The 19927-nt window shown below is 59.9% G+C and carries 20 protein-coding genes; 1 reads left to right on the top strand and 19 read right to left on the bottom strand.

What is annotated here, in order from left to right:
• Positions 1-65: 65 nt before the first annotated feature.
• The 19 genes from IG616_RS09955 to dnaK all read right to left on the bottom strand — a co-directional run bounded on the left by IG616_RS09955 (position 66) and on the right by dnaK (position 18900).
• On the bottom strand, positions 66-470 hold the full coding sequence (locus tag IG616_RS09955; RefSeq protein ID WP_192148008.1) for a helix-turn-helix domain-containing protein: 405 nt from the start codon (positions 468-470) through the stop codon (positions 66-68).
• A gap of 495 nt (positions 471-965) precedes the next feature.
• Entirely contained in the window at positions 966-2570 is a 1605-nt protein-coding gene (lnt, locus tag IG616_RS09960; RefSeq protein WP_192148009.1) for an apolipoprotein N-acyltransferase, read from the bottom strand.
• Between the two features lie 81 nt (positions 2571-2651).
• On the bottom strand, positions 2652-3764 hold the full coding sequence (locus IG616_RS09965) for a hemolysin family protein (protein ID WP_192148010.1): 1113 nt from the start codon (positions 3762-3764) through the stop codon (positions 2652-2654).
• A 57-nt stretch (positions 3765-3821) separates the two neighbouring features.
• Positions 3822-4355 carry an rRNA maturation RNase YbeY gene (gene ybeY, locus IG616_RS09970; protein WP_192148011.1) on the bottom strand — a complete coding sequence of 178 codons (534 nt, stop codon included), beginning with the start codon at positions 4353-4355 and terminating at the stop codon, positions 3822-3824.
• Complete coding sequence (locus tag IG616_RS09975; RefSeq protein ID WP_235860435.1) at positions 4352-5482, bottom strand: PhoH family protein; 1131 nt, start codon at positions 5480-5482, stop codon at positions 4352-4354. Before IG616_RS09975 ends, ybeY begins: the two co-directional genes overlap by 4 nt.
• Positions 5479-6954, bottom strand: a complete 1476-nt coding sequence (gene miaB, locus IG616_RS09980; RefSeq protein ID WP_192148012.1) for a tRNA (N6-isopentenyl adenosine(37)-C2)-methylthiotransferase MiaB — start codon at positions 6952-6954, stop codon at positions 5479-5481. The genes IG616_RS09975 and miaB overlap by 4 nt, the downstream gene beginning before the upstream one ends.
• A 198-nt stretch (positions 6955-7152) precedes the next feature.
• The gene (gene olsA / locus IG616_RS09985) at positions 7153-7965 is read right to left on the bottom strand and encodes a lyso-ornithine lipid O-acyltransferase (protein ID WP_425504170.1); all 813 of its coding nucleotides are present in this window, start codon (positions 7963-7965) and stop codon (positions 7153-7155) included.
• Positions 7949-8404, bottom strand: a complete 456-nt coding sequence (locus IG616_RS09990; protein ID WP_192148013.1) for a Fur family transcriptional regulator — start codon at positions 8402-8404, stop codon at positions 7949-7951. The genes olsA and IG616_RS09990 overlap by 17 nt, the downstream gene beginning before the upstream one ends.
• 52 nt (positions 8405-8456) lie before the next feature.
• Complete coding sequence (locus IG616_RS09995; RefSeq protein ID WP_192148014.1) at positions 8457-8945, bottom strand: GNAT family N-acetyltransferase; 489 nt, start codon at positions 8943-8945, stop codon at positions 8457-8459.
• The gene (tsaB, locus tag IG616_RS10000) at positions 8942-9619 is read right to left on the bottom strand and encodes a tRNA (adenosine(37)-N6)-threonylcarbamoyltransferase complex dimerization subunit type 1 TsaB (RefSeq protein ID WP_192148015.1); all 678 of its coding nucleotides are present in this window, start codon (positions 9617-9619) and stop codon (positions 8942-8944) included. Before tsaB ends, IG616_RS09995 begins: the two co-directional genes overlap by 4 nt.
• Positions 9620-9770: 151 nt before the next feature.
• On the bottom strand, positions 9771-10328 hold the full coding sequence (locus IG616_RS10005) for a NifU family protein (protein WP_192148016.1): 558 nt from the start codon (positions 10326-10328) through the stop codon (positions 9771-9773).
• Between the two features lie 227 nt (positions 10329-10555).
• Complete coding sequence (locus tag IG616_RS10010) at positions 10556-11050, bottom strand: universal stress protein (RefSeq protein ID WP_192148017.1); 495 nt, start codon at positions 11048-11050, stop codon at positions 10556-10558.
• 105 nt (positions 11051-11155) lie between these two features.
• The gene (gene hslU, locus IG616_RS10015; protein ID WP_192148018.1) at positions 11156-12460 is read right to left on the bottom strand and encodes an ATP-dependent protease ATPase subunit HslU; all 1305 of its coding nucleotides are present in this window, start codon (positions 12458-12460) and stop codon (positions 11156-11158) included.
• Between the two features lie 21 nt (positions 12461-12481).
• On the bottom strand, positions 12482-13558 hold the full coding sequence (locus IG616_RS10020; RefSeq protein WP_192148019.1) for a hypothetical protein: 1077 nt from the start codon (positions 13556-13558) through the stop codon (positions 12482-12484).
• Positions 13559-13592: 34 nt separating this feature from the next.
• On the bottom strand, positions 13593-14150 hold the full coding sequence (hslV, locus tag IG616_RS10025) for an ATP-dependent protease subunit HslV (RefSeq protein ID WP_192148020.1): 558 nt from the start codon (positions 14148-14150) through the stop codon (positions 13593-13595).
• 133 nt (positions 14151-14283) lie between these two features.
• Positions 14284-14871, bottom strand: a complete 588-nt coding sequence (locus IG616_RS10030) for an NADPH-dependent FMN reductase (RefSeq protein WP_192148021.1) — start codon at positions 14869-14871, stop codon at positions 14284-14286.
• A gap of 53 nt (positions 14872-14924) precedes the next feature.
• Positions 14925-15554: a class I SAM-dependent methyltransferase gene (locus IG616_RS10035; RefSeq protein ID WP_192148022.1), complete on the bottom strand. Its 630-nt coding sequence runs from the start codon at positions 15552-15554 to the stop codon at positions 14925-14927.
• A gap of 72 nt (positions 15555-15626) precedes the next feature.
• A complete protein-coding gene (gene dnaJ / locus IG616_RS10040; RefSeq protein ID WP_192148023.1) occupies positions 15627-16754 on the bottom strand; it encodes a molecular chaperone DnaJ in 1128 nt (375 codons plus the stop codon).
• A 232-nt stretch (positions 16755-16986) separates the two neighbouring features.
• Positions 16987-18900, bottom strand: coding sequence for a molecular chaperone DnaK (dnaK, locus tag IG616_RS10045; RefSeq protein ID WP_192148024.1), 1914 nt, complete (start codon positions 18898-18900; stop codon positions 16987-16989).
• A 251-nt stretch (positions 18901-19151) separates the two neighbouring features.
• On the opposite strand from dnaK, the gene IG616_RS10050 reads away from it, so the two are divergent.
• Positions 19152-19772 (top strand): alpha-ketoglutarate-dependent dioxygenase AlkB family protein, encoded by a 621-nt coding sequence (locus IG616_RS10050; protein WP_343072359.1) that lies wholly within the window; start codon positions 19152-19154, stop codon positions 19770-19772.
• Positions 19773-19927: the final 155 nt, after the last annotated feature.

Consider the following 19927-nt stretch of genomic DNA (forward strand, 5'->3'; position numbering starts at 1 on the left):
GCCACCGCTCCGGACACATCAATCTAAGAAGAACCCCGCCGCGTCAAGCGCAGAGGTGCGTGAAATCAGTCGTCACCGGCAAGGGAGCGGACCAGATCCACGATACGGCGGCGGACCTTCGGATCCTCGATGCGCACAAACGCCTTGTTCAGCGACAGGCCTTCAGAAGAAGACAGGAAGTCAACGACGTAGGACGTTGGCTGAGTTTCACCAAATCCCTCGGCTTCGTCCGGCGTACCTGGCGCATCTTCAAAGAAGAAGGCAACCGGAACCTTGAGGACGGTGGAAATGTGCTGAAGACGGCTCGCACCTATGCGGTTCGTGCCCTTTTCGTATTTCTGAATCTGCTGGAACGTGATTCCGAGGCTTTCACCAAGCTTCTCCTGACTCATGCCAAGCATCATTCTGCGCAAGCGCACACGGCTGCCGACATGGATATCAATTGGATTAGGAGCTTTCTTGCTGGGCATCTGTCTTTTTCTTTCTGCTACACGGCCCGAGGACCAGTGACCCTGTAGTGGCTGCACAGCCGCCACCATCAAAATGCCGCAGGACCCAAACCTGCCGGTTTGAACAGGTACCCCCTACCTGCAAACCCTGCGATTGCCCCACCAAATTTGAGGAGCTAGAAAGTTGTACCACACGAGTCATGCAAGGCCCAAGAAGATAAATCAATTTTAGCGCGAACTCGGGTTGCATTCCTAAACGGAAAACAAATTCCAAAACAGAAACACCCCCTCAATCGCACTCAAACTAGGCAAATTTAGCAATATTTGCACAATATATAGACACAACCTCTCCGCAACCGCCCTGATCTTCCAGCATTCAGTTCACAGCGGCAGGCACAAGCGCCTCGTCTACGGCAAGTTTAGGGCCACTTTCCTGCCATCTGGCAGGATAAAGCATAGAGGCATTTGCGAGGCGCCGCGAACGGTCTCATCCAATCCGCCAGAGGGAGGCTCCCTTCAAGTAGCCCGCAGCCTGCGGATCAGCACCCAGCTTCCCAAAAGCAGCAGGACAAGCAAAAGCGGAACATTGCCAGCGCGCGCATAGATCGTGACCTCACCAGCCGCGGGCAAAGGGGCATCCAGAACACCGGACATGCCAAGACCAAGCCGCTCCCGGATCCTGCCCTTGGCATCGATGACGGCTGATATGCCGGTGTTGGCGGCACGCACAAGTGGCAGGCCCTGCTCAATTGATCTCAGTCGTGCTTGAGCCAGATGCTGATAGGGACCAGGGGTCAGGCCAAACCAGGCGTCATTGGTCACATTCAGCAGGAAATCGGGACGGCCATTGCCCAGCCCGGAATAGCCGGGAAAGATCGCCTCGTAGCAGATCAAGGGCAGAAAGCTGGTGCCATCCGGCAAGGTCATGATCTTATGACGGAATCCAGGTTCGAAGCTGCCGGGAACATCGACCAGCTTTTCAAAGCCAACGGCACTCAGATAGGACCGGAGCGGCAAATATTCGCCGAAGGGCACCAGATGAACCTTGTCATAGGCGTCGAGAACCAGACCCTCCGGATCGAACAGATAGACGCTGTTGTAAAACACGGGCTTCGGCCCGGAGCGGTCCACCCGGATTGCACCGGTTACAAAATTCATCTTGCCATCGAGCGCCTGAGAGATCCGGTAGAGCGCATAGGGTGTCTCTGACAGAATGAACGGAACAGCAGATTCCGGCCAGACCAGAATCCTCTCATGCCCAACCCGACCGCTGCCGCTCAAGGGACGCTCACTCAGGTCGATATACTCTTGGAAGATCGCATCACGGTTTTCCGGCCGCCACTTTTCAGCCTGCGCGATCGCAGGCTGCACAATCCGGATGTCGGTGCCGCTGTCGGCCAGCGGAACCTGACCTTCCAAACGCCACAGACCGAAGCCCGCCATCGCACCAAGCAAAGCCAGCCCACAGACGACCGGTCTCACCCGCCGGCGTAGTGGCGCCTCATCGATCAGAACCGCAGGCGCCGCAAAGATGAGAACGGCGAGGAAGCCGAGCCCATACATGCCTGTAATGCTTGCCGTCTGCGCAAGGACCAGGTTCGACCCGATTGTCTGGCCCAGGCTATTCCAGGGAAATCCGGTGAGAACCGCCCCCCGGACCAGATCGGCTGCGGTCAGGACAACCGCAAGAGCAACGACCCGGTGCCCGCTCTCCGGCCACACCCTTGCTGCGATCGACAGCGCGAGCCCCGGAAACAGCGCCAAACCCGCAGGCATGGCCGCGACTGCCAGAGGCATCATCCAGGCAAATCTGTCACCATCGACCAGGAAAGCCGACCCGATCCACCAGAGGCCGGCAAGAAAGTACCCAAACCCGAACCACCAGCCGATGACAAAGCCGGAGCGGAAGCGTCCTCGTCCTGAAGCTTCGGCACCCACTGCCCCATCAAGAAGCCAGACAAGCGCCGGGAGGGTGACGAAGAGGACCGGGAACCAGCCGAGCGGCGGCAGGGCTGCTGCGGACAAAGCGCCCGCGGCACATGCACACAACCAGCGCCGCCATCCCCACGCCAGCAGACAGGCATTGGGAAGTGTCAGGGCCAAGGCCCGGAGGAATGGCATGGATGAAATCCCCTGAGGTGCGAATCGTTCAGAGAGTTGCGCCCCCGCCCCCTCAGGTCAAGCCTTCGCCGGTCAAAGCCATCAGGCTCCGCCAGTATCTTCCGGGGAATGACCTTGCTCACCACGCTTTGCCCGGCGGCGCAGTTCCGGAGACCGCGTCTCGGGACGCCTGCGCCGGATGCGCAACCGCTTGATCCGGCGGGGGTCGGCATCGAGGATTTCGAATTCGAAGCCCGGGATGTCCGGCACCTGAACCAGCTCGCCACGCACGGGCACACGGCCAACTGTCACATAGAGCAAGCCGCCAAGTGTATCGACGTCCTCGCCCGCTTCACTGTTGGCGATGGCGGCACCCAATTCGGACTCGAGATCTTCGAGCGGCATGCGCGGATCGGCAATCCAGATGCCGTCAGCCACCGCCTGCAGCATGGCCTCCTCGTCCTCGTCATGCTCGTCTTCAATGTCGCCAACGACTTCTTCGACGAGATCCTCCAGCGAAACGAGGCCATCGGTGCCGCCGTATTCATCTATCACAAGCGCCATCTGTATGCGGTCGGCCTGCATTTTGGCCATCAGATCCGTCGCGGGCATCGACGGCGGAACAAACAGCAGATTCCGGATAAGGCCGGTGGTCTTGAGAGACAGGGACAGGTCAATCTTGGAGAGATCCAGCTCGCGGGCATTGTGGCCAATGCTGGCGATCTCATCTTCAGAAGGGGTTTCGATCGGACCGCCGTTGGCTTTTTCTGCCATCCAGGCCATCAGGTCCTTCTGGTGCACCATGCCCCGAGGGTCGTCGAGGGTTTCCTCATAGACCGGCATGCGCGAGTGTCCGGATTCCTGGAAAAGCTCCATCAGGCGGCCGATGGTGGTGCTGGCTTCGACAGCCTCGATATCCGCGCGGGGGATCATCACGTCATCGACGCGCAATTCGCGCAGCCGGAGAATGTTCCCCAACAACATGCGCTCTTCGGGGGAAAAGGTCGCGTCACTCCCCGTTTCGCGGGCCAATTCATCCTGCAGATTTTCCCGCAGGCTCGAGCCATTTCTACGCCCGGAGAAAAATGTCCGCAAAGATTGCCAAACAGCCGCAGACCTCTGCGGCCTTGGCTGCTGAGGCTCTTCGTCGGTATGCGCCTGCGTTTCCGCCGGCGGCTTGGTTTCGCTACTTCGGGGTTCTGAACCTGTCATCATCATCAATCGCTAAACTGTCTTCAGCTCCAACAACCGCCAGCCCCGCAAACGGGCTGCTCAATCATCATCGGCGGTCAGCGGTTTCTCCGCATATGGATCGGCAATTCCGAGTTCCGCCAGAATAAGGCGTTCCAGAGACTCCATCAGTTCGGCCTCATCATCTTCCTGATGATCATAGTCGAACAAATGCAGCATTCCGTGAACGACCAGATGGGTAACATGGGCGGAGAATTCAATTCCCAGCTCGGCCGCTTCACGCTGAACAGTTTCGCATGCCAGCACAATATCGCCAAGCAACGGGCCATAGACCTCGTTGTCAGGGTCGCTCCCGGGGAAGGAAAGAACGTTTGTCGCCTTGTCCTTTTCGCGCCAGCGATGGTTCAGCTCGCGAATTGCCTCATCATTGGTGAAGACGAGGGACACTTCCGAGCCATCGACGGCTTCAAGGCCAGCAACAGTGAACGCTGTATCGAAAGCCCTGCTGCAGAGAGCGCGCAAATCCCGTTCTTCGGGCCAGCTTCCGGCCTGAATCGAAATATCGATCTGAAAATCTTCAGGCAGCCCTTGGGCTGCCTGGGTACTTTTGGTCATTCGACTTCTGCCCCGCCGGCATCCACCCGCTCTTCCTGGCGGGCCCGGCTGTAGCGGTCCATCATTTCGTGACGGCGCTCGCGCGCCTGCAGCTCTTCGCGGGACGCATTGTCATAGGCCGTCACAATCCGGGCGACCAGCTCATGACGGACGACGTCCGCTTCGGTGAACTGGACATGGGCAACGCCTTCGATGCCCTGCAGCAGTCCAAGCGCCTCGCGCAGACCCGACTTCTGCCCCATGGGCAAGTCGATCTGGCTGGGGTCACCGGTGACGATCATCTTCGAGCCCTCACCCAGACGGGTCAGGAACATCTTCATCTGCATCGTCGTCGTGTTCTGCGCTTCGTCGAGCAGCACCACAGCGTTGGACAGGGTACGGCCACGCATGAAGGCGAGTGGCGCGACTTCAATCATGCCGGAGGTCAAGCCCCGGTCCACCTTCTCAGGCGGCATCATTTCATAAAGCGCGTCATAGAGCGGGCGAAGATAGGGATCGACCTTGTCCTTCATGTCACCGGGCAGGAAGCCCAGCCGCTCGCCGGCTTCAACAGCCGGACGGGACAGGATCAGGCGTGCCGCGTCGCCGCGCTCCAGAAGGGCGGCCGCATAGGCCACAGCGAGGAAAGTCTTGCCGGTACCGGCCGGGCCGGTGCCGAAGATCAGATCCGCACGGTCCATGGAGCGGATATAGGCATCCTGAGTCGGCGTACGTGCCACGATGGTCTTGCGGCGGGTAGAAACCTGCGCAAAGGCAAGACGCGAGCGGGGCTCCAAAGTCGGCAGAGGGAGCTGGGCATCGGCGGCAGCCGCCATACGCAGCGCCCCGTCCACATCACCGGCATGGATCTCGTGCCCTTGCTGCAAACGCTGATAGAGCGCCTCGAGAGCGTTGCGGGCCTGAGTGCAAGCGCTGTGGCTGCCCTTGAGTGTTACCTGGTTGCCGCGAGCGATGGCATCGATCCCGAGCTTCTGCTCGATCAGGGCCAGGTTTTGATCGAACTGGCCAAAGAGATCGCCAATAAGCCGATTGTCTTCAAACGCAAGAACGATGTGTGTCAGATCGGAAGCCGGAGCTGCTCTGTGATCCGGAGTCCTGCGAGCCGAAGATTGGCTGTCTCGCGTCAAATGCCGCCTCCTTGGTGACCGTCGGCAGTAGAACCGATAAAGTCATGATGCCCCGCAATGAGCCGCCCGAATAGTGAATTGGCAGCGATCCGCGTGATTTCCACCGCTTGTATCGTTCCGATCAGGTCTTCTGGCCCATCGATGGCCACCGGCTGGAGCCAGGGGGACTTGCCAACGACCTGACCGGCATGACGGCCCTTGCGTTCGATCAGAACATTGCAGGTCATGCCCTGACGCGACGCATTGAAGGCAGTCTGCTGGCTGGCAATCAGCTCCTGAAGCTCCTGAAGCCTTGCGCTTTTCACATCCTCGGGTACCTGATCGCTCATAGTGGCGCCGGGCGTGCCGGGACGCTGGCTGTATTTGAAGGAGAAGGCGGAGCCGAATTCGACACGCCGGATCAAGTCCATCGTGTCCTGGAAGTCCTGATCCGTTTCTCCCGGAAAACCGACAATGAAATCGCAGGAGAGCGCAATGCCGGGTGCTGCCTCACGGATCTGGGCGACAAGACGGAAATAGTCGTCCCGCGTGTGCTTGCGGTTCATCGCCGCCAGAATGCGGTCGGAGCCGGACTGAACCGGCAGATGCAGATAGGGCATCAACTCCGCCAGATCCCGGTGCGCTTCGATCAGGTCATCTGCCATGTCACGCGGATGGCTGGTGGTATAGCGCAGGCGGTCCAGTCCATCGATTTCGGCCAGACGGCGCAGAAGACGGCCAAGACCCCAGGTCTCACCATTTGCGCCCTGGCCATGCCAGGCATTGACGTTCTGGCCAAGCAAGGTGATTTCGCGCACGCCCGAGGCCGCCATCTGTTCGGCTTCAGTGACGATCTGCTCGACAGAACGCGACACTTCCGCACCGCGGGTATAAGGCACCACACAGAAGGTGCAGAACTTGTCGCAGCCTTCCTGAACGGTGAGGAAAGCCGCAGGTGGACGCTTCAAAACTGGCCGGGCTGCCCGCTCGGACAGATGCTCGAACTTGGCGTCGATGTCGAATTCGGTCTCGACCACCTTGGTGCCGCCAGAGGCCTTGGCCAGCAGCTCCGGCAGGCGGTGATAGCTTTGCGGACCGAAGACCAGATCCACGATCGGCGCACGGCGGGAAATCTCATCCCCTTCGGCCTGGGCCACGCAGCCGGCGACCCCGACCATCATGTCCTTGCCGGCCAGCGCCCGCTCTTCCTTGATCTTCCGGATACGGCCAAGCTCAGAATAGACCTTTTCCGACGCTTTCTCGCGAATATGGCAGGTGTTGAGGATGACAAGATCCGCATCTTCCATGTTCTCGGTCGCGCTGAAGCCTTCCGTCCCGAGCACGTCATTCATGCGTTCGCTGTCATAGACATTCATCTGGCAGCCGTAGGTGCGCATGAACACTTTGCGCGCATTCGGGCGCGCATCAGCCTGGGCAGCCTGCTGCGCTGGCGTTGTCTGGTCTGCTGCTTCCTGGTGCTGACGATGCGTCATTCAGTCCTCATGGCCCGTTTCCGGGCGGAATGTATCTTCTGGTTATAAAGGGCCTTTACGGCAGAATTGCTGCCCGGGCTACTCCTGCTGCGCGGTCCTGATCAGAAAGACGCACAGATCCCGGAAAGCGGCCTTGGCCCTTTTCAGGTTTCCGGGCCAGCTTTAACGGGTTTTCTTCCGATTGAGAATAGGCAGGGTTCAAGCAGTTTCTGCTTGCGGCCTGGGCAGGGCCTCGGCCCGCAAAGCTGCCGCCGTCATGCCCCGGACCTGGGTTTCCAGATCCCGTGTCAGCACCTTGCGGTTCGTACCCGCAGTGACTCGCACCGGCTCACCCCAGGTAACGATCACATCCAGGTCGCCTTCCTTGAAGATCCCCCAAAGGTGACCAGCGAGCTCCATGTCGCCATACCAGGCCACATGCGGACGGAACTGACGCCCCATGGGCAGACCGCTCAAGGAGCGGTAGACCACCGACAGGGGTTGAACCCAGACCGTTTCCTCATCTCCCAATGAGCGGGTCGCCGCGCCCAGCAGCGCGGACTTGAATGGCAGAACGCAGTTGCCGTCGTTGGACGTGCCTTCAGCAAACAGAACCATCGCATCGCCCTGCGCCATGCGCTCGGCAATGGCATCGGCCACCTTGCCGGTTTCCGTGCGCCGGGTCCGGTTGACGAAGACCGTGCGCTGAAGCTTTGCAAACAGGCCGAAGACCGGCCAGCCGCTTACTTCCGACTTGGCGATGAAGGACAGGGGCATGAGAGAGCCGACCACGGTGATATCCACCCAGGACGCGTGGTTGGAGGTCACCAGCAGCGGACGGTCAACAGCCGGCTTTCCGACCTGATGAACCCGGATGCCAACCAGGCGTGTGGCAGCGAGATGCCAGATATGGGGCAAATGCCGCTGCAGCTTCCAGCCGCGCTTGACCGCCAGCCATTGCGGCGGGATCAGCACAAGCGACACAACTGTCAGAGCGCTGATCGCCCAGACGGCCTTAATCCTTGCCATCATCCCCGGACACCTCGGCTGCGGAAAGCGGAACGCCATAAAGCTCCAGACGGTGATCGACGAGCTTGTAGCCCAGCTTGCGGGCGATAAATTCCTGCAAGGCCTCGATATCCTCGTTCCGGAATTCGATCACCTGGCCTGAGCGCAGGTCGATCAGATGGTCATGATGCTCATCGGGCACAGGCTCATAGCGGGAACGTCCATCGCGGAAATCATGCCGCTCGATCATGCCGGCATCCTCGAACAGCTTCACCGTTCGATAGACCGTGGAAATCGAGATGCGCGGGTCGATTGCGACCGCCCGGCGGTAGAGTTCTTCCACATCCGGATGATCATTCGAGGCAGCCTCGATCACCGCGGCGATCACGCGGCGCTGCTCGGTCATGCGCATGCCCTTGGCAACGCATTGTTCCGCCAGCGTCGAGGTCCGCTCGTCTGTCATGAGTTCCGCCGCTCCGTCCGTTTCCGGCCTAAAATCTTCAACGCAAAGCGGCTTAAAGAAGATCTGCCCGCATGACAAGCGCCGTACCGTCTCCCTCGCCCGCCCGGTAATAGCCTCTGCGTTCGCCCACTTTGCGGAAACCGAGAGACTTGTAAAGGCGCAGCGCAGGTTCGTTGGCGGCGTCCACCTCAAGGAACAGGCACTCGCAGCGGTCACTGTAGAGCTTGAAGGTCGCGGCTTTCATCAAGCGTCCCGCAAGCCCCTTGCCCCGGTGGCGGGGATGCACCGCAATGGTCAGCACCTCGGCCTCGCCCGCGACAGAGCGGATCAGAACGAAGCCAAGAGGATGGCGGGAATTGTTCAGACCGGAGCGGCGGACCACCAGACAAAACACTCCAGTCTGCCCGAGGAGCCCCGCAATTTCCTCTTCGCTCCAGGCATGGGGAAAGCACAAGGCATGCAGATCGGCCAGATCGGCGAGGTCACCATCGTCCGCATCTTCGACGACCGGCTCGGAACTCCAGGGCCACCAAAGGCTCATTGCCGCACGATCCTTCCCTTCTTCTGCGGTGTCGCATCAGGCGGGCGCAGATAAAGCGGAACGGCGGCAGCCGTCTTCGGATCTGTAACAAGGCCCAGCCGGGCGACATCAGAAATATTCGGATAGGCCATTTCGGACAGGATGCCGTCTTCCGGCCGTCCTGCGGCCAGCGCAATGCGGCGGGCAGCCGAGCCGATAAGCCGAATGGACCGGTCAAGGTTCTCCGCCAGATCCTGGACCGTCCGCACACAAGGCTCTGACATGGGCTCAAGATCCGGACCGAACTCCTGACAGTAAACCTCATCGCCCTTGCCATCGAGCGCCACCAGAACCGGTGAGCCGTTCGCTTCAACAGGTACGGAGCGGGCAATAGCGGCCAGGGTCGTCACCCCCACCACCGGCTTGGACAGCACCAAACCAAACCCGCGCGCCACAGAAAGCCCGACGCGCATGCCTGTGAAGCTGCCCGGCCCCGTGGTGACGACGACCCGGTCCAGATCGGTGAAGGCGGTGGAGGACTCGGCCATCACATCGCCGATCATCACCATGAGCTGCTCCGCATGCCCGCGGCCGATCTCGGCGCTGACTTCGGCAAGGCACGGCGTATCGGCGCCATCGTCAAGGACGGCGGCTGCGCAATTGGCCAAGGCTGTGTCGATCGCAAGAACTCTCATGATCATTTCGGATTAGCGGCAGGTGGAGCCCATGTCGAGATGCGCTTTGGACTTACCCCAAAGGTTGGGCTTGAAAGATCCCAGTTCCTGGAGACCGCCCAAAAGAAAAAGCCCGGCACAAGACCGGGCTTTTGAAGAGCTGGAACGCGCCTCAGATCGGGCGCACTTCCTCCACTTCCGGGACGAAATGGCGCAGCAGATTCTGAATGCCATGCTGCAGGGTCGCCGTGGAAGACGGGCAGCCCGCACAGGCACCACGCATGGAGAGATAGACGATCCCGTCGCGGAAGCCCTTGAAGGTGATGTCGCCACCGTCCTGGGCCACTGCCGGACGCACGCGGGTTTCGAGGAGATCCTTGATCACCGTCACGGTTTCGGAATCATCGTCGTCGAAGAATTCGCCGTCTTCCGTGTCTTCACCGCCGCCACTTGCCATGACCGGCTGGCCGGACATGAACTGTTCCATGATGGCACCAAGGATGGCTGGCTTCATATGCTGCCAGTCGGTGTCGTTCTTGGTTACGGTGATAAAGTCATGACCGAAGAAGACCGCCTCAACGCCCGGAATCTGGAACAGCTTCCCGGCAAGGGGAGAAGCTCCCGCATCGGCGGAGGAACGGAAGTCGTAAGTTCCCTCGGGCAGAACAACGCGGCCCGGCAGGAATTTCAGGGTCGCCGGATTGGGCGTCGCCTCGGTCTGAATGAACATGATCTGATCCTACGATCGGCTATGCCGGACTGCAGCGCAACATATCGTCAGTTTACGATGAAAGGTTAGCGCAAACAGAGCCAGTTTGGAACTGTTAAAATCTAGATAAGGCCGGCTTGGCTTCAACTCAAGCGTCCTGATGGACACCCGATGGCTAATACGGCCTATATGCCGGGAGCCTTGTTAGCCGCAACTCCTCATGCGTCCAAGGATTTTCTCCCGTGTCCTCACGCGAGGGCCGCGATCGAATCATCGTCAAGATTGCCCGGAACGATCGTCACCGGAATCGGGAACCCGCCTGCGGATTTTCCGGCAATGGAGGAAACCAGCGGCCCCGGCCCCTCGCTGCTGGTACCGGCAGCCAGAACCAGAATGGCAATGTCCGCATCCGCTTCAATCAGCTCCAGAATCATCTCTGACTTGTTGCCTTCCCGGATCACGCATTCAGGTTCGGTACGGGCCACATTCCGCACCCGCTCCGAAGCCTTTGCCAGCGTTGTTTCCGCGACTTCCATGGCCTCGGCACGCATGATGTCTTCAACACCAAGCCAATGCTGAAAATCCGTCGGGGTCACGACAAAAAGGAGTGTGACAACCCCGCTTGTCCGCGCCGCGCGCTTCGCCGCATAGACGATGGCGCGGTCACACTCGGGGGTGTCATCGACCACGACCAGAAATTTCCGGCGGTGACCTTCTTCGTTGCTCTTTCTGATTGCTACCATGCGCGCATGCTGCCACTGGCGCAGCCGAACCGCAAGAGGCTAACCACCGCTGCCATTTGACCCATCATTACCCCGAAAGCCGGAGCCCAAGCCCCGGCGGAAAGGTTAGAGAATGAACTTCGACAGATCGACGTTCTTTGCCAATTCGCCGATATTCTCGCGGATATGCTGAGCATTGATCTCAATGGTTTCACCTCCCCGGTCAGGGGCTGTATAAGACACCTCATCAAGAACCCGCTCCATAACCGTCTGCAACCTGCGTGCGCCGATGTTTTCGACCGAGCCATTCAGGTCAACCGCCACGGAAGCGATCTCGTCAATCGCATCCTCGGTGAAGGACAGGGTGACATTTTCTGTCGCCAGAAGCGCGACGTACTGCTTGATCAGGCTCGCTTCAGGCTCTGTCAGAATGGCACGGAAGTCATCACGGGTCAGAGCCCTCAGCTCGACACGGATCGGCAAGCGCCCCTGCAGTTCGGGCAGAAGATCAGACGGCTTGGCCACATGGAAGGCGCCCGAGGCAATGAAGAGGATATGGTCCGTCTTCACCGGCCCGTGCTTGGTGGAAACCACCGTGCCTTCGATCAAGGGCAGAAGGTCACGCTGGACACCCTCACGCGAGACATCGGCACCGCCACGGCCTTCCCTGGCACAGATCTTGTCGATCTCGTCCAGGAACACGATGCCGGAGTTCTCCACCAGGGAGATCGCTTCCTGAACGATCTTGTCCTCATCAAGAAGCTTGTCGGACTCCTCGTTGATCAAGAGCTGATAGGAATCACGCACGGTGGTGCACTTGGTCTTGGTCTGGCCGCCAAACGCCTTTCCGAGCATGTCGGAGATGTTCATCACCCCGACGCTGGCACCGGGCATTCCGGGAACCTCGAAGCTCGGCATCTGAGGCTGAGCACGGACCTCGACCTCGATTTCCTTGTCATCCATTTCCCCGTCCCGCAACTTCTTGCGGAAGGAATCGCGGGTGGCCGGGCTGGCGGTCTTGCCAACCAGGGCATCAAGAACACGGTCCTCGGCCATGATATGGGCCTTGGCCTTGACCTCTTCCCGCTTGGCACTGCGCACCAGGCTGATGCCGGCCTCGACCAGATCGCGGACGATTTGCTCCACATCCCGGCCCACATAACCCACTTCAGTGAACTTGGTCGCCTCGACTTTTGTAAAAGGGGCGTTTGCAAGCTTCGCCAGACGGCGGGCAATCTCGGTCTTGCCCACACCGGTCGGCCCGATCATGAGAATGTTCTTCGGCAGAACCTCTTCGCGCATCTGCCCCTGCAGCTGCTGGCGGCGCCAACGGTTGCGCAGAGCGATGGCAACGGCGCGCTTGGCGTCTTTCTGACCGACGATATAGCGGTCCAGTTCGGAAACGATTTCACGAGGTGAAAAGTCGGTCATGTCGATACTTCCATCAGATGATCAGGAGGCCGCCGGAATGATGCGCATGACCGGCGAACCAGCCACAGGCGCCACCAGAATACGGCGGACAAAGCGCCAGGCAGAGCCCAGCAGAAGAATGAAACAGCCCAGAACCAAAAGCGTTCCGGCCACACCTGCTTCTCCCGCCAGGTCGGCCTCACTCATCAGCACACCAAGGGCAATGCCGAAATATCCGAGACCGGAAACCAGAAGAGCACGGCGGTCGACGAGAATGGCCACCAGCGACAGAAGCAGGAACATGGAGATGACGATCACCGCAGATCCCGTGTCACTGAAATAGTCACCTCCGGTCGCAAGGTTGAGAATGGAGTGCACAATCAGGGGAGCTGCCATCAGATGCAGCCAGAAGCCCTTGTCGCTGTTGACGGTGGACCGGGTCAGGTCCCGGCTGTCGAACACCATTCCGGCAAGAAAGCTCGCCAGACCAGCGGCAAAGGTGAACCAGGCAATGTTGTTCTGAACCAGGTGCGGAACAGCCGTCTCCACCAGCACAATGCCAAGGAACAGCAACCCGGCCATCACCACCGCAAAGCCCACCGGCACACGGAAGCGCCACAGATGCAAAGACGCGCCAAGCGTTGCGATCAGAGCCGGCGGGATCAGAACCTGTGCGTGGGCATTGTCGAAAGCAGCGCCCGCCGACCTTGCCGTACTGTCCTCGCCCACGAACAAGCCAAGACAGGTGAGAAAGAAGAACGGCGTGAACAGGATCGTCAGCAGAAACGACGGCAGCGCCAGCCGCATGCGGCGCGCGAAGATCTCAGAAAGAAGCCAGATCGCAGCAGCACCTGCGAACGCGACTGCCCCGGGGGGGACAGAGCCCTTAAGCGCGTAAACCAGTCCGGCAAGAAAGATCGAGATGCCGATTGCGATGAATATATCGTGGAACCCGCGCACGAAGCGAACCTCTTCCGCGTCAGCCCGGGAAACCGTTTTCTTTGATCCGGCGGCACGGTCCTGCTCCAGCCAGAAAGTCTTCAGACGGCCCGCCAATCCGGCATCGAGAATGCCTGCCGACACAGCGTCCTGAAGGCGGCGTTCGAGAACCTCAGTCATTGCGTTCTCCAGCGGCAAGTGAGAGCTGGCACACTCACTCCGTTTCCAGGCTTTCGAGCGTCAGATTGCCATTGGTGTAAACGCAGATGTCCGCGGCAATCGCCATCGCCTTGCGTGCAATCGCCTCTGCATCAAGGTCTGTATCCACCAGAGCACGGGCGGCGGCCAGCGCATAATTGCCACCGGAGCCGATACCGGCGATTCCGCCTTCCGGTTCCAGAACGTCACCGGTACCGGTCAGAACCAGCGCCACATTCTTGTCGGCAACGAGCATCATGGCTTCGAGACGGCGCAGATACCGGTCCGTCCGCCAGTCCTTTGCCAGTTCCACACAGGAACGCATCAGCTGACCGGGATATTGCTCAAGCTTGGTTTCCAGACGCTCGAACAGGGTGAAGGCATCGGCGGTCGCACCCGCAAACCCGGCGATCACTTCGCCTTTCGCCAAGGGGCGCACCTTGCGGGCCGTATTCTTGATAACAGTTTGACCGAGGGAGACCTGACCATCGCCAGCGATCACGACCTTGCCGCCCTTCCGGACGAGCAGAATGGTGGTGCCATGCCAGACGGCGGGTTCTCTTGCTTCGCTCATTGGGTCCTCTTGGCGTTGACGTCAAAGGCGGGGCCGGTCTTGAGACAGGTCCATCACCGCCTTTCCGGACCCTATGTAGGGGTACCAGGCAGCGTTGCCAAGCCATAGGCACCAGCGCGATGACCTCTAGTCGTCAGCTGAGTTGAAAACGGGTTTGCCGGATCAAGGCCTGAACCATGGCCTTCAAAAGAGAAGCCGCCCGCTCATCCGCCAGGTCGCCCTTGGCATCAAACGCGGATCCGGCACCGGAGACGATCACAGTCTGGGGAATGACCAGGGCGCCGAGCCCCATTTCCAGAATGGTGCGCATGGAGATCAGACCGCGCACGCCGCCCATGGCGCCCGGAGAGGCCGAACCGATGGCAAAGACGCGGTTCTGTTTGAAGGCCGCCGAAGCCGGCTCACCCGGATCGGAAATGCGGCTGACCCAGTCCAGAGCATTTTTGAGCAGCGGCGTTACCCCCGCATTGTACTCCGGACAGGCGATGAAGACCCCGTCATGAGACTGGATGATCCGCTTCAGCTTGTGTGCCGCCTCCGGCACGCCCTTGGTCTGCTCCAGATCGCCGTCATAGAGCGGCAGAGGAAAGTCCGAGAGAGAGATCCGGGTTGCCTCCGCATCGCCAAGTGCCAGTTCGCGCAGGACCGCCCCCGCGAGCTTGCCGTTGAAGGAGCCCGAACGTGTGGAGCCGGAGAAGACGAGAATTTTGACTGGCCGCATGACGAATGCCCTCAACTGCCGGAGAGGTTCCGGTTCAATGTCTGTTGATCCCGTCAGTGGACCTTGCGATAGACCCAGACCCTTGCTGGCGGCAGGTTCTTCCAGATCCAGTCAGACTTGGCCAGCGAGAAGCGGCCCGGCTGCGCCTTGACCGGCGGAACGAGCGCATAGGAAAACTGGATGAACGGCGCGCCCGGCTTCAAGAGCTCCAGCGCGTCCTCGATCAACCGCAGCCGCTCGTTTTCCGGCCTTGTGAACAGCGGCAGGCTGGAGACAATCCCGTCGAGCGGCTTGGCATCCTTGAACAGGTCCTTGATCGCGTAGGCATCGCCCTGAATGACCGACATGCCCGGGTAGCGGCCATGAAGCAATTCGCAGAATTCGTGGCTGTATTCAACGGCAACGAGGTTCTTGCGGGAAATGCCACGTTCTAAAATGGCGCGGGTAACGACACCGGTGCCAGGCCCGAGTTCAACCACGTGATCGCCGGGCGCGGCCTCCAGATAAGAGGCCATCTTGGCAGCAAGCAGGGGGCCAGAGGGACTGACTGCGCCCGTCTTGAGCGGATTTTCCACCCACGAACGGAAGAACCGGACTTCATCCAGGGCCTTCGCCTTTAACGCCTTGACCTGTTCGACCTTTTTGCGAACGGCCTGGGAATGCGGCCCCGTCCTATCCATCATCTGCTCCAATCCTCCCCCGCTTCCGAAAATGTAGGGCGTTCAGGAGCAGCATTTCAAGATGGCCAATCCGTGTCAGTTGCCAAGATTGTCGATGAAATCCTTCACCCTAGAGAAAAATCCGGAGGATTCCGGGTGATTTTCTCCTGAAGCACCCTGTTCGAATTCAGTGAGCAACTCTCTCTGGCGCTTCGTAAGGTTGGTCGGCGTCTCCACCGTGACCTGAATATACATGTCGCCATGCTGCACTGAGCGCATCACCGGCATGCCTTTGCCCTTAAGGCGGAACTGCTTTCCGGTCTGGGTGCCTTCCGGCACCTTCACACGGCTGGTGACACCTTCAAGCGTCGGGACATCGAACTGTCCGCCCAGCGCCGCCGTCGTCATAGAAATCGGAACACGGCAATAAAGATCAGCGCCTTCGCGCTGGAAGAACTCATGCGGCCGGATCGACAGGAAGATATAGAGATCGCCGGACGGACCGCCGCGCAGCCCGGCCTCACCTTCGCCGGCCAGACGGATCCGGGTGCCATCCTCAATGCCCGACGGAATGTTGACGGAGAGCGTGCGCTCCTGTGTGGTGCGGCCGACGCCGCCACAAACACTACAGGGATCCGCGATGACCTGCCCCTTGCCCTGACAGGTCGGGCAAGTGCGCTCCAGCGTGAAGAACCCCTGTGCTGCCCGGACACGGCCCGCACCGCCACAGGTGCGGCAGGTCGCAGGACTCGTACCCGGCTTTGCGCCCGATCCGGTGCAAGCCTCACAGGTGACGCTGGTCGGAACCTCAATCTCGACGGTCTTGCCTTCGAAGGCTTCCTCAAGGGTGATTTCGAGGTTGTAGCGAAGGTCCGCACCGCGTTCGCGGCCATTCGACCGGCGGCCACCGCCGCCCATGCCGAAGAACTCCTCGAAAATGTCCGACATGGTGGAGTGGAAGTCACCGTTGCGGGCACCGCCGCCGCCAAAGCCACCGTTCTCAAAGGCCGCATGGCCAAAACGGTCATAAGCTGCACGCTTCTGTGCGTCCTTCAGAGTGTCGTAGGCTTCGTTTACTTCCTTGAAGCTGGCTTCGGCTTCCGCATTCCCCGGATTGCGGTCCGGGTGATATTGCATCGCCATCTTGCGATAGGCGCTCTTTAGAGCCTTCTCATCGGCGTCCTTGGCAACGCCCAGCACTTCATAGAAATCACGTTTGGCCATGTCTGGTCACTCAATCCTGTCCGGCATGTCCGCACACGCATCCGCGCAGACGCTTTCGGAGGTCATTGGGCCGGCGCTTCCGGATGCAGTCAGCTTGCCTCCCTGACATGACAAGAGCCGGATTTCCATCCGGCACCCAGAAAATGTCGCGGGGAGCGCCAGTCCGCAGCGCCAATGCCACAGAAAGCCAACGGCCTGCAAGTTCACCTTGCAGGCCGCCGGTTGCTTTGGGTTAGGCCGACTTCTTGTCGTCGTCCTTGACTTCCTCGAAGTCTGCGTCGACCACGTCGTCATCAGCAGCAGAAGCTTCCGCACCGGCGCCGGCGCCTTCAGCTTCAGCCTGCGATGCCTTGTACATGGCTTCGCCCAGCTTCATGGACGCTTCGGCAAGAGCCTGGGTCTTGGCCTTGATGTCCTCCAGGTCGGTGCCTTCCAGAGCGGTCTTCAGGCTTTCAACAGCCGTTTCGATCGCACCCTTTTCGTCGGCACTGACCTTGTCACCGTAATCCTTGAGGGACTTTTCGGTGGAGTGCACCAAAGCTTCACCCTGGTTCTTGGCTTCGACCAGTTCCTTGCGCTTCTTGTCCTCATCGGCGTGGGATTCAGCGTCCTTGATCATCTGGTCGATGTCAGCGTCGCTGAGGCCGCCGGAGGCCTGAATACGGATCTGCTGTTCCTTGCCCGTGCCCTTGTCCTTGGCGGACACGTTCACGATGCCGTTGGCGTCGATGTCGAAAGCGACTTCGATCTGCGGCACGCCGCGCGGTGCGGGCGGCAGGCCAACCAGGTCGAACTGGCCGAGGATCTTGTTGTCCGCAGCCATTTCGCGCTCACCCTGGAACACGCGGATGGTCACAGCCGTCTGGTTGTCTTCGGCGGTCGAGAAGGTCTGGCTCTTCTTCGTCGGGATCGTCGTGTTACGGTCGATCAGACGGGTGAAGACACCACCCAGCGTTTCGATGCCGAGGGACAGCGGGGTCACGTCGAGCAGCAGAACGTCCTTGACGTCGCCCTGCAGAACGCCGGCCTGAATGGCAGCGCCCATAGCCACCACTTCGTCCGGGTTCACACCCTTGTGCGGCTCCTTGCCGAAGAAGTTCTTCACGGTTTCCTGGATCTTCGGCATACGGGTCATGCCGCCGACCAGAACCACTTCATCGATTTCGCCAGCAGAGATGCCGGCGTCCTTCAGAGCAGCCTTCATCGGCTCGATGGTCCGCTTGACCAGATCGTCCACGAGGGATTCGAACTTCGCGCGGGTCAGCTTGAGCGTCAGGTGCTTCGGACCGGAAGCATCCGCCGTGATGAACGGCAGGTTGATTTCGGTCTGGGACGAGGACGACAGTTCGATCTTCGCCTTTTCCGCAGCTTCCTTCAGACGCTGCAGGGCCAGCTTGTCGTTCTTGAGGTCGATGCCCTGGTCCTTCTTGAACTCGGAAGCCAGGTAGTCGACCAGAACCATGTCGAAGTCTTCACCGCCGAGGAACGTGTCCCCGTTCGTGGACTTCACTTCGAAGACGCCGTCACCGATTTCGAGCACGGACACGTCGAAGGTACCGCCGCCAAGGTCATAGACAGCGATGGTCTTGCCATCGTTCTTGTCCAGGCCATAGGCAAGGGCAGCCGCGGTCGGCTCGTTGATGATGCGCAGGACTTCGAGACCGGCGATCTTGCCGGCATCCTTGGTTGCCTGACGCTGAGCATCGTTGAAGTAAGCCGGAACGGTGATAACGGCCTGCGTGACCTTCTCACCGAGATAGCTTTCGGCAGTTTCCTTCATCTTCTGAAGGATGAAGGCGGAAACCTGCGACGGGGAGTATTTCTCGCCGTGGGCTTCGACCCAAGCATCGCCGTTGTCAGCCTTCACGATTTCGAACGGAACGAGCTTCTTGTCCTTGGCGACGGTCGGATCGTCGAACCGGCGGCCGATCAGGCGCTTTACCGCGAATAGGGTGTTGGTCGGGTTGGTAACAGCCTGACGCTTTGCAGGCTGACCGACGAGACGCTCACCGTCGTCGGAAAAGGCGACCATGGACGGGGTCGTCCGTGCACCTTCGGAGTTTTCAATAACCTTGGAATCTTTACCGTCCATGACGGCGACGCACGAGTTGGTCGTGCCGAGGTCGATACCAATGACCTTTGCCATATCTGCCTCTCTTTCTAGCAAACCGGAAAGACCCGTAACGGCATCAATCCGGCTCCTCAGTATGTCTCCGGGATAGCGCCCGGGTTGGCCACGTTTTCGTGGTGTCGAACGCTATATAGGTGGATGAATTCGGCCTCGCAAGGCACGAGATGCGCCGATTTGCGAGGCTTTCTGTATTCTCTATAAATCTTCCCAGTTGGTTACCAGCTGAAGCTGCCCAAAGCCGGCGAAGAAGACGAGGAAGGAATACAGTGACCAAAGCCGCCTCACAACCCGAAGGGTTCCGCCTGCTTCCGGGCTATTTCAGCCGCCCCGCCCAGGAAGAGCTGCTGGAAAACCTGCGCATGGTTCTTGTGGACGCACCGCTTTTCCGCCCGGTGATGCCGCGAACCGGCAAGCCTTTCTCGGTGCGCATGAGCAATTGCGGGCCACTTGGCTGGGTCTCGGACATCCACGGCTACCGCTATCAGCCGGCGCATCCCGCAACGGGCAACCCATGGCCCGCGATGCCAGACATGCTAGTCAAGCTCTGGCAAGATGTTGCGCCGGATGCGCCAGAGCCGGAAGCCTGCTTGATCAATTTTTATGAGACGTCCGCGAAAATGGGCCTGCATCAGGACCGGGACGAGGAAACCTTTGACACTCCGGTGGTCTCTGTTTCCCTGGGCGACACAGCCACATTCCGGATCGGTGGCACGAACCGCAAGGATCCGACAACCTCGCTACGCCTGAGTTCCGGAGATGTCGCCGTGCTCGGCGGCCCCTCCCGCCTCGCCTTCCACGGTATCGACCGCATCCTGCCCGGCACTTCAACTTTGCTGAAGAACGGCGGGCGTATCAATCTGACGCTGAGGCGGGTGACAAAGGCTTAGGTGATCAACCCTCACCCGGGCCTTAGGCCCGACCTCTCCCTGGCTTGGGAGAGGTAACTGGTGGGCCTGGTTGGCGTTTTGGCCAAATTATCCAGTTTGAAGCCATGGCCTAAATGCTCGAGCCACAGCTCTAGCCATGCGAGCGGCGCTTACCT

It is taken from the genome of Roseibium litorale (genome assembly GCF_014842915.1).
Lineage (GTDB): Bacteria > Pseudomonadota > Alphaproteobacteria > Rhizobiales > Stappiaceae > Roseibium > Roseibium litorale.